General features: G+C 66.6%; 10 protein-coding genes. 7 read left to right on the top strand and 3 right to left on the bottom strand.

Going from position 1 to position 9,344, the window contains the following annotated elements; all coding sequences use genetic code 11:
• Positions 1-283: 283 nt before the first annotated feature.
• A complete protein-coding gene (locus tag KHN96_RS18150) occupies positions 284-1,060 on the bottom strand; it encodes an enoyl-CoA hydratase (RefSeq protein WP_062739490.1) in 777 nt (258 codons plus the stop codon).
• A gap of 86 nt (positions 1,061-1,146) precedes the next feature.
• On the opposite strand from KHN96_RS18150, the gene paaG reads away from it, so the two are divergent.
• The 3 genes from paaG (at position 1,147) to paaK (ending at position 3,913) form a co-directional block, all read left to right on the top strand.
• Entirely contained in the window at positions 1,147-1,935 is a 789-nt protein-coding gene (gene paaG, locus KHN96_RS18145; RefSeq protein ID WP_062739489.1) for a 2-(1,2-epoxy-1,2-dihydrophenyl)acetyl-CoA isomerase PaaG, read from the top strand.
• A 3-nt stretch (positions 1,936-1,938) separates the two neighbouring features.
• Positions 1,939-2,406 (top strand): hydroxyphenylacetyl-CoA thioesterase PaaI, encoded by a 468-nt coding sequence (paaI, locus tag KHN96_RS18140; protein ID WP_226946993.1) that lies wholly within the window; start codon positions 1,939-1,941, stop codon positions 2,404-2,406.
• Positions 2,407-2,608: 202 nt separating this feature from the next.
• On the top strand, positions 2,609-3,913 hold the full coding sequence (gene paaK / locus KHN96_RS18135) for a phenylacetate--CoA ligase PaaK (RefSeq protein ID WP_062739488.1): 1,305 nt from the start codon (positions 2,609-2,611) through the stop codon (positions 3,911-3,913).
• A gap of 141 nt (positions 3,914-4,054) precedes the next feature.
• Here the strand turns inward: paaK and mltA are convergent, their stop codons facing one another.
• Positions 4,055-5,197: a murein transglycosylase A gene (gene mltA / locus KHN96_RS18130; protein ID WP_062739487.1), complete on the bottom strand. Its 1,143-nt coding sequence runs from the start codon at positions 5,195-5,197 to the stop codon at positions 4,055-4,057.
• A gap of 74 nt (positions 5,198-5,271) precedes the next feature.
• On the opposite strand from mltA, the gene KHN96_RS18125 reads away from it, so the two are divergent.
• On the top strand, positions 5,272-5,502 hold the full coding sequence (locus tag KHN96_RS18125; RefSeq protein ID WP_045787670.1) for a hypothetical protein: 231 nt from the start codon (positions 5,272-5,274) through the stop codon (positions 5,500-5,502).
• On the opposite strand, the gene apaG is transcribed toward KHN96_RS18125, so the two are convergent.
• Positions 5,503-5,877: a Co2+/Mg2+ efflux protein ApaG gene (apaG, locus tag KHN96_RS18120; protein ID WP_045787671.1), complete on the bottom strand. Its 375-nt coding sequence runs from the start codon at positions 5,875-5,877 to the stop codon at positions 5,503-5,505. It abuts the gene before it with no gap.
• A gap of 130 nt (positions 5,878-6,007) precedes the next feature.
• Here apaG and rpe point away from each other — a divergent pair, with 130 nt between their 5' ends.
• The 3 genes from rpe (at position 6,008) to trpE (ending at position 9,343) form a co-directional block, all read left to right on the top strand.
• A complete protein-coding gene (gene rpe / locus KHN96_RS18115) occupies positions 6,008-6,736 on the top strand; it encodes a ribulose-phosphate 3-epimerase (RefSeq protein ID WP_045784935.1) in 729 nt (242 codons plus the stop codon).
• The gene (locus KHN96_RS18110; protein WP_045784936.1) at positions 6,736-7,449 is read left to right on the top strand and encodes a phosphoglycolate phosphatase; all 714 of its coding nucleotides are present in this window, start codon (positions 6,736-6,738) and stop codon (positions 7,447-7,449) included. Before rpe ends, KHN96_RS18110 begins: the two co-directional genes overlap by 1 nt.
• A gap of 364 nt (positions 7,450-7,813) precedes the next feature.
• Positions 7,814-9,343 (top strand): anthranilate synthase component I, encoded by a 1,530-nt coding sequence (trpE, locus tag KHN96_RS18105; protein ID WP_062739486.1) that lies wholly within the window; start codon positions 7,814-7,816, stop codon positions 9,341-9,343.
• Position 9,344 lies beyond the last annotated feature (1 nt).

Here is a 9,344-nt window from a genome sequence, read left to right as displayed (position 1 = left end):
AACCACCCGGAAACCCGCACCACTTCTACTTCTCCACCGCTTCACACGCCCCGCCGTCGCTTTCGTTTCGGCGCTGCGTCGTGCAGCGAGGGGCGAATATTAGGGGGGTTTCCGGAGCTTGGCAACACCTTTGTCGTGACGCGCTGATGACGCAGTCATGAAAAAAGCCCGCGAGCCCAGTCCAGAGCTTGGCTCGCGGGCTTTCCAGCCGCCCCAAAATCGCACCCAGCATACCCGAGACAGTTACTCGGGTATTCCCGAAGAGACGCTTCGCCGGCCCTGCTTATTGGTGCTTGAAGGCGGCCGCCCGTTTTTCGAGGAAGGCGCGCATGCCTTCTTTCTGGTCTTCCGTGGCGAACGTGGCATGGAACAGGCGGCGCTCCAGGTGCACGCCCTCGGTCAGCGTGGTCTCATAAGCCGCATTGATGGACTCCTTGATCATCATGACGGCGGGCAAGGAGAAGCCAGCGATGGTTTCCGCGGCCTGGATGGCTTCGTCGAGCAGCTTGTCGACGGGAATGACGCGGGAGACCAGGCCGGCGCGCTCGGCCTCCTCGGCGCCCATCATGCGGGCCGTGAGGCACAGGTCCATGGCCTTGGCCTTGGATACGGCGCGCGGCAGGCGCTGCGTACCGCCTGCGCCCGGCATGGTGCCGAGCTTGATTTCGGGCTGGCCGAACTTGGCGGTGTCGGCGGCGAGGATGATGTCGCACATCATGGCGAGCTCGCAGCCGCCGCCCAGCGCGTAGCCGGCCACCGCGGCGATCACCGGCTTGCGGATGCGGCGGATGGTCTCCCAGTTGCGCGTGATGTATTCATTCCTATAGACGGTGGCGAAGTCGTAGTCGGCCATGGCGCCGATGTCCGCGCCGGCGGCGAACGCCTTTTCGCTGCCGGTGATGACGATGGCGCCGATGTTCGCGTCGGCATCGAAGGCGAGCAGCGCGGCGCCCAGTTCATCCATGAGCGCATCGTTGAGGGCGTTGAGCGCCTTCGGCCGGTTCAACGTAACAAGACCAACACGACCGCGCGTTTCGACCAGAATGTTTTCGTAGGACATGGAAGCTCCTGTTGGAATGGATGTAATATTAGCCGACCAACCGGTCGGTTAATCAATGAACCGATGACCGAGGAGGAGACAAGATCATGACGAGCCCCAGCATTCTGCTCGACTGGCATGAACACGTGGCCACGATCACGTTGAACCGGCCCGATCAGCTCAACAGCTTCACGGCCGCCATGCACGGCGAACTGCGTGACGCGCTGGACGAGGTCGAGCGCCAGAAGGCCCGCGCGCTGATCCTGACCGGGGCCGGACGCGGCTTCTGCGCGGGGCAGGATCTTTCCGAACTCAGTTTCACGCCCGGGCAGATGACCGACCTGGGCCAACTCATCGACGAGCAGTTCAACCCGCTGGTGCGCCGCCTGCGTGCCCTGCCCCTGCCGGTGATTGCCGCCGTGAACGGCGTCGCGGCCGGTGCGGGTGCGAACCTGGCGCTGGCCTGCGACATCGTGCTGGCGGCCGAGAATGCGTGCTTCCTGCAGGCATTCGTCAAGATCGGCCTGCTGCCGGATTCGGGCGGGACGTGGTTCCTGCCGCAGCGCATCGGGGTGGCGCGGGCGATGGGCCTGGCGATGCTGGGGGAGAAGCTCGACGCCAAGACGGCGCTGGCTTGGGGCCTCATCTGGGGCGTGTACCACGACGCCAGGATCCTCATGACCGAAGTGCACGCGATGGCCGAGCACCTTGCCAAGCAGCCGACCCGGGCGCTGGCCGCCATCAAGCGGGCCATGCACGCCGCGCCCACGCAATCGCTCGATGCGCAGCTGGACCTGGAGCGCGATCTGCAGCGGGAACTGGGCAGATCAAGGGACTACGCGGAGGGCGTCGACGCCTTCCTCAACAAGCGCGTGGCGCATTTCACCGGCGAATAAGGGATCAGCGTGACCGAGACTGCCCTCCAAGATGCGCAGGCGCTGGCCGAGGCCGCCTGCCGATCCATGTATGACGCCGATGCCTGCACCCGCTGGCTGGGCATGCGGCTGGAGGCCGTCGGGCCCGGCTACGCCCGCCTCTCGATGACGGTGCGGCCCGAGTTCCTCAACGGGCACCGCACCTGCCATGGCGGGCTGATTTTCACGCTGGCGGATTCCGCCTTTGCCTTTGCGTGCAACAGCCACAATCACAACACGGTGGCGGCGGGCTGCAGTGTGGAATTCCTGCGGCCCGCGCAGGGCGGGGACGTGCTGACCGCCGAGGCCGCCGAGCAGGTCCTGTCCGGCCGGCACGGGGTCTACGACGTGCGCGTGTCGAATCAGAACGACGAGGTGGTGGCCATGTTCCGCGGCAAGTCCGCGCAGATTCGCGGCCACGTCATTCCTGTTCCCGGCAGCCCGGAACCGTAGTCCGACGCGATAGAAGACCCCCGACACCGCACACCATCATTAGAGGACGCCCTAGAACCTGTTCACGATCCGTAGCGAGCGGCCCGACTCGGCCCGAGAGGCGCCACCGTGCATGGGTACGGTGCGCATCGCAGGGCCAAGATCGGGACGCGAAGTACGATCTTAAGCAGGTTCGCACGACGGCGCCCCGGAGGAGACCTGCATGCGCCCCCGCTCGACCGACCTGCCTCTCGACCCGATCGAGACCGCCAGCCGCGACGCCGTCCAGGCACTGCAGCTGGAACGCCTGAAACGCAGCCTGGCTCACGCGTATGAAAACGTGCCCGCCTACCGGGCCAAGTTCGATGCGGCCGGCGTGCACCCGTCGGACCTGGGCTCCCTGTCCGATCTGGCCAAATTTCCATTCACCACCAAGAGCGATCTGCGCGAGAACTATCCGTTCGGCATGTTTGCGGTGCCGCAGGACCGGATTGCGCGCATCCACGCATCGTCGGGCACGACGGGCAAACCCACGGTGGTCGGCTACACGCTGGCCGATATCGAGACATGGGCCGGGCTGGTCGCGCGCTCGATCCGTGCGGCCGGGGCACGGCGCGGGGACAAGGTCCACGTCAGCTACGGCTACGGCCTCTTTACCGGCGGGCTGGGTGCGCACTACGGCGCCGAGCGCGCGGGTCTGACGGTGATTCCGTTCGGCGGCGGCCAGACCGAGCGGCAGGTGCAGCTCATCCGTGATTTCGAGCCGCAGATCATCATGGTGACGCCCAGCTACATGCTCGCGATCGCGGACGAATTCGAGCGCCAGGGCATGGACGCCGCCGCATCCAGCCTGCAGATCGGCATCTTCGGCGCCGAGCCCTGGACGCCCGAGATGCGCGCGGCCATCGAGGCCCGCATGGGGCTGTCGGCCGTGGACATCTACGGCCTGTCGGAAGTGATGGGCCCCGGCGTGGCAAGCGAATGCGCCGAAACCAAGGACGGCCCGACCATCTGGGAGGACCATTTCTACCCCGAGATCATCGACCCGAACACCGGCAACGTGCTGCCCGACGGCGAATTCGGCGAACTGGTCTTCACGTCGCTGACCAAGGAGGCGATGCCGGTGGTGCGCTACCGCACGCGCGACCTCACCCGCCTGCTGCCCGGCACCGCGCGGCCCGGCTTCCGTCGCATGGAAAAGATCACCGGCCGCTGCGACGACATGATGATCGTGCGCGGGGTGAACGTGTTCCCGTCACAGATCGAGGAATTGATCCTCAAGCACGCGGCGCTGTCCCCGCATTACCAATGCGTGCTCGGCAAGGAGGGGCCGCTGGATACGCTGACGGTGCGCATTGAGGCCGCCCTTGGCGCACCGGCCGACGCCGCCGCATCGGCGAGCCGCCAGCTGGCGCATGACATCAAGTCGCTGATCGGCGTGACTGCTGCGATCGAGATCCTGGCTACCGGTGGCATCGAGCGCTCCGTCGGCAAGGCGCGCCGCGTGGTCGACTTGCGGCGCGGATAGGTCGCGCCCTGGAATGGGCTCACGCTCCGTAGCGAACGCGCCTGATCGGCTCAGAAAGCACAGCGGTGCACCAACCAGTATGGCAAACACGCATTTGGCAAGTCGGAGCCAAGCGGGCCCCGCCGTAGGATCGTGAGCGAATTAACGGGCGGCGACGCCGACGCTGCCGCCTTTGGGTACCAGCACCCACAAGCGGCCGGCCTGCTTCATGCGCCCGGCCAGATCGCCGGCGGCGTCGCCGTGGCCGAAGTAATAGTCGGCACGCACAGCGCCGCGAATGGCCGAGCCCACGTCCTGCGCGAACACCAGCTTCTGGATCGGCTCGGCCGACAGCGGCTTGGTCGTCGACAGGAATACCGGCGAGCCCAGCGGGATGTACGTCGGGTCCACCGCAATCGAGCGCTCATCCGTGAGCGGCACACCCAGCTTGCCGATCGGGCCGGCGGTGTTGCCTGGCGTTTCGGCAAAGAACACGTAGCGCGGGTTGATGTTGAGCATCTCTTCCACGCGGGCGGGGTTGGCCCGCGCCCAGGCCTTGATGCCCTGCATGGTGGCCTGCTGAGGCGTGATCTCGCCCATGTCGAGCAGCCAGCGCGCGAAGGAGCGGAACGGCTGGTTGTTGGTGCCGCCCACGCCCAGGCGCATGATGCCGCCCTCTTCCAGCTGGACTTGTCCGGAACCCTGGATCTGCAGGAACGCGGCCTCCACCGGGTCATCCACCCAGACGATTTCCTGGCCTTGCAGCGCCGGGCTGCGGATCAGTTGCGCGCGCGCCGGCAGCGTCTTGCCGCGCCACGCGGCGGGCATGCGATACAGCGGCGTCTGGTACGGCCCGTGCCGATAGCGCGAGCCGCGCAGCAGGGGTTCGTAGTAGCCGGTGATCAGACCGCTGTCGGTGCCGTCGTCCTTCACCACGCGATACGGCGTGAAATTCTCCTCAAAGAAGACACGCATGGCGATCGGGTCGCCAGCGTCGACCATCAAGCCGGCGGAACAGACGCGCGCCCAGTCGGCGCGGCGCTTCATCGCCTGGCAGTTGGATTGCAGCGCCGGCCAGGCGGTGGCGAGATCGTCGGCGGTCCAGCCCGCCACGTCGGCCCAGGTGGCGGGCGTCAGATGGCCGCCCAGCGTCCCGGTGGGGGCCTGCGGCGTTTCGACGCGCGGCGGCGGGCCGCTGGTGCACGCCGCCAGCAGGGCGGCAACGAGCGTGGCGGCCAGGCCGGCCCATCGGCGCGAAGCCGTGCCACGGGCAGGCGTCAATACGTCGGGAGTTGCTGCTGTCATGCCTGTTCCATCCTGTCCGGCGAGGCGGCGGGCTTGGCTACAATGCCCCGCATCCGCGCACCCCGCCGTCGATCATGAGCGAATTCTTTGAAAACCATCCGATGATGCTGTTCGGCCTGGAGGCCGGTGTGGCGCTGTTCCTGCTGATCTTCATCGTGGTCTGGACGATGTCGGGCGCCAAGAAGCACCCTCGCCCGCTGCGTGCGCCCCCCGAGCATCCGTCGCGCCAGGGCTCGGGCTCCAGTCCTTCGGAATCGACCGACGCCAAGCCGGAAGATTCGCAGCCGCCCAAGGCTTCAGCGTAATCAGTGCAGCATGCGCGGCATTGCCAGCGCAAACTCGGGGATCGGCGCCTCGAAGCGGTGGCCGTCCTCTGCCACACAGAAGTATTCGCCGCGCATCGTGCCAACGGGTGTGTTGATGGTCGCCCAGCTCGTGTACTCGAACGATTCGCCCGGCGGCAGCAGCGGCTGGTGGCCGACCACGCCCAGGCCGCTGACCTCCTGCACACGGTTATCGGCGTCGGTGATCACCCAGTGGCGCGAGATCAGCTGGCTCGGCACGTCGCCGGTGTTGCGGATGGTGATGGTGTAGGCAAAAGCGTAGTTGCCCTGCTCCGGCTCGGATTGCTCCGGCAGATAGCGCGTCCGGACCTGGACGGTGAGTTCGTAGCTCGGCATGTCGATCCACAATCAGAATTGGCGCCCATTGTGGGGCATGGCCGGACCAGCGGCAAGGCGCGGCCGGGCCACTGAACCCGGCTAAAATGGCGGCCTTCTTCCTGCATCCGCGTTCAATCAGCGCTCCATCATGCCTGTCGCCATCGACCCGTCCGGTTTCCGCATCGCTCCGTCCATCCTGTCCGCCGACTTTGCCCGCCTGGGCGAAGAAGTGCGCCGCGTGCTCGAATCGGGCGCCGATTGGATCCACTTCGATGTGATGGACAACCACTACGTGCCGAACCTGACCGTCGGCCCGCTCGTGTGCGAGGCCATCCGGCCGCACGCACAAAAGGATGGCAAGCCGGTGCCGATCGACGTGCACCTCATGGTGCGCCCGGTCGATCGCATCATCCCCGACTTTGCCAAGGCCGGCGCCGACCTGATCACCTTTCACCCGGAAGCGTCCGAGCACATCGACCGCTCGCTGGCGCTGATCCGCGACAACGGCTGCAAGGCCGGCCTCGTCTTCAATCCGGCCACGCCGCTGCATTACCTGGATCACGTGATGGACCGCCTGGACATGGTGCTGATCATGTCGGTCAACCCGGGCTTTGGCGGCCAGTCGTTCATTCCCGAGGCGCTGAACAAGCTGCGCGCCGTGCGCCAGAAGCTCGATGCGTACCAGGAAAAGAGCGGCCGCAAGATCCTGCTGGAGATCGACGGCGGCGTGAAGGCCGACAACATCGCCGAGATCGCCCAGGCCGGCGCCGACACATTCGTGGCCGGTTCGGCCGTCTTCGGCAAGCCCGATGCGGACGGCGGCTACCGCGGCACGGTCGGCGCACTGCGCCAGGCGCTGGCGGGCGTGGGGGCCTGATGCACAGGCCCGTGCGCGCCGTCATCGTCGACCTGGACGGCACGATGGTCGACACGGCCGGCGACTTCCACGCCGCCATCAACGCCATGCTTGAGGCGCTCGGCGCCACGCCGGACATGCCGGTGGAGGAAGTCGTCAGCTACGTCGGCAAGGGTTCGGAGAACCTCGTGCGGCGTGTGCTCGACGCGCGCCTGCCGCCGGCCCAGGCCAACAGCCGCTTCGCCGAGGCGCTGGATGCCTACCAGCGCGCGTACATCGCCATCAACGGCCAGTACGTGCGCGTCTATGACGGCGTGCGTGAAGGGCTGGCGGCACTGCGCGACATGGGCCTCGCCCTGGCATGCGTGACGAACAAGCCACGCGACTTCACGCAACCGCTGCTGGCGCAGCTCAGCCTGGACACCTATTTCGACCTCGTCTACCCGGGCGACGCCTTCGCCTACCGCAAGCCCGATCCGTACCCCATGCTGCGTGTGGCGGAGGCCTTCGGCGTGAATCCGACCGAAGTGGTGGCGATCGGCGACTCGGAAAACGACGCCCGCGCGGCCCGCGCCGCCGGCATGCGCGTGCTGGCAGTGCCGTATGGCTACAACCACGGCCAGCCTATACAGCACGCCGGAGCCGATGCTATAGTCGACACACTTTTTGCGGCAGCCGAGTGGATCCGGCCCCATGCGGAACCCCACAACGCCGTCTCTGCCGCTTCCAACTGACGATCCATGTTCCTGAATCGCAAACGCATCTTCGCTCGTGGTGACCGGGGGGCCTGGCCCTGGCGACCCTGGCACGCCCTCGCTCGGGCGTAAGCGTTTGACCGGCTGCTGATCGTTCTTCCCCCGGTTTCGGCGTACCCTGCCAGAACCACCTCTGTATCTCCTGCCCCAAACGCTGACCGCCCGCCGGTCTTCCGTTGACTGCCCTGTCGGCTTGCGGATGGCCCTTGCGGGATCGCATGGTGTTTCGCGTTCCCATCCCTCATGTTCTGCTAACGTTCCGACGGCACAACGCGCTTTGCCGTGGAGCGAACGCATGCCGGTGCGGGCAATAGCACGTGCCGGCGAATCGATCTGACCGCTCATGACCGAACTCGAATTCAAATCGCTGGCCGACCAGGGCTACAACCGCATCCCGCTGATTGCCGAGGCACTGGCCGATCTAGAGACGCCGCTGTCGCTGTATCTGAAGCTGGCGCAATCGCACGACCGTGGCACCAACACCTTCCTGCTGGAGTCGGTGGTGGGTGGCGAGCGCTTCGGGCGCTACTCCTTCATCGGCCTGCATGCGCGCACGCTGCTGCGCGTGAAGGGCAACCGCACGGAAGTCGTGACCGACGGCAAGGTCGTCGAGACGCACGAGGGCAACCCGCTGGACTTCATCGCCGCCTTCGAGCGTCGCCAGAAGGTGGCGCTGCGCCCGGGCCTGCCGCGCTTCTGCGGCGGCCTGGCCGGCTATTTCGGCTACGACGCCGTGCGCTTCATCGAGCCCCGCCTGGCCGAAACCGCCCCGCCCGACGATCTGCAGCTGCCCGACATCCAGCTCATGCTCTGCGAAGAGCTGGCCGTGATCGACAACCTGTCCGGCAAGCTCTACCTGATCGTCTACGCCGATCCGTCGAAGCCCGAGGCGTATTCGCACGCCAAGCAGCGCCTGCGCGCCCTACGCACCAAGCTGCACCAGCCGGTGGATGTGCCGGTGACATCGCCGTCGGTGCGCACCGACACCATCCGCGAGTTCGACAAGGCGGACTACATCACCGCCGTGCTCAAGGCCAAGGAATACATCGCTGCCGGCGACATGATGCAGGTGCAGATCGGCCAGCGCCTGGTCAAGCCGTTCCGCGATGCGCCGCTGTCGCTGTACCGCGCGCTGCGTTCGCTGAACCCGTCGCCGTACATGTACTTCTACAACTTCGGCGACATGCAGATCGTCGGCGCATCGCCGGAAATCCTGGTGCGCCAGGAAGAGCGCCGCATCCCGGCATCCACCAACGGCAACGGCGCCGACGAATCCGCCCGCATCGTGACGATCCGCCCGCTGGCCGGCACGCGCCCGCGCGGCAACACGCCCGAGCGCGACGCAGAACTCGCCACCGAGCTGCTCAACGACCCGAAGGAAATCGCCGAACACGTCATGCTGATCGACCTGGCGCGCAACGACATCGGCCGCATTGCCGAGATCGGCTCGGTCAAGGTGACGGACCAGATGGTCATCGAGAAGTATTCGCACGTGCAGCACATCGTCAGCTCCGTCGAGGGCCGCCTGAAACCGGGCATGACGAACATGGACGTGCTGCGCGCGACCTTCCCCGCGGGCACGCTGTCGGGCGCGCCCAAGGTGCGCGCGATGGAGATCATCGACGAGCTGGAGCCGGTCAAGCGCGGCATCTACGGCGGCGCGGTGGGCTATCTCTCGTTCTCGGGCGAGATGGATCTGGCAATCGCCATCCGCACCGGCATCATCAAGGACGGCAATCTCTATGTGCAGGCCGCCGCCGGCGTGGTGGCCGATTCGGACCCGGATGCCGAATGGAGGGAGACCGAACACAAGGCGCGCGCCGTGCTGCGTGCGGCCGAGCAAGTGCAAGACGGCCTCGACGCCGATTTCTGAG

The sequence above is a fragment of the Ralstonia mannitolilytica genome, assembly GCF_905397375.1.
GTDB classification, from domain to species: Bacteria; Pseudomonadota; Gammaproteobacteria; order Burkholderiales; family Burkholderiaceae; genus Ralstonia; species Ralstonia mannitolilytica.
The sequence above is the reverse complement of the archived record's forward strand: the minus strand, read 5'-3'. Positions and strand labels throughout refer to the sequence as shown.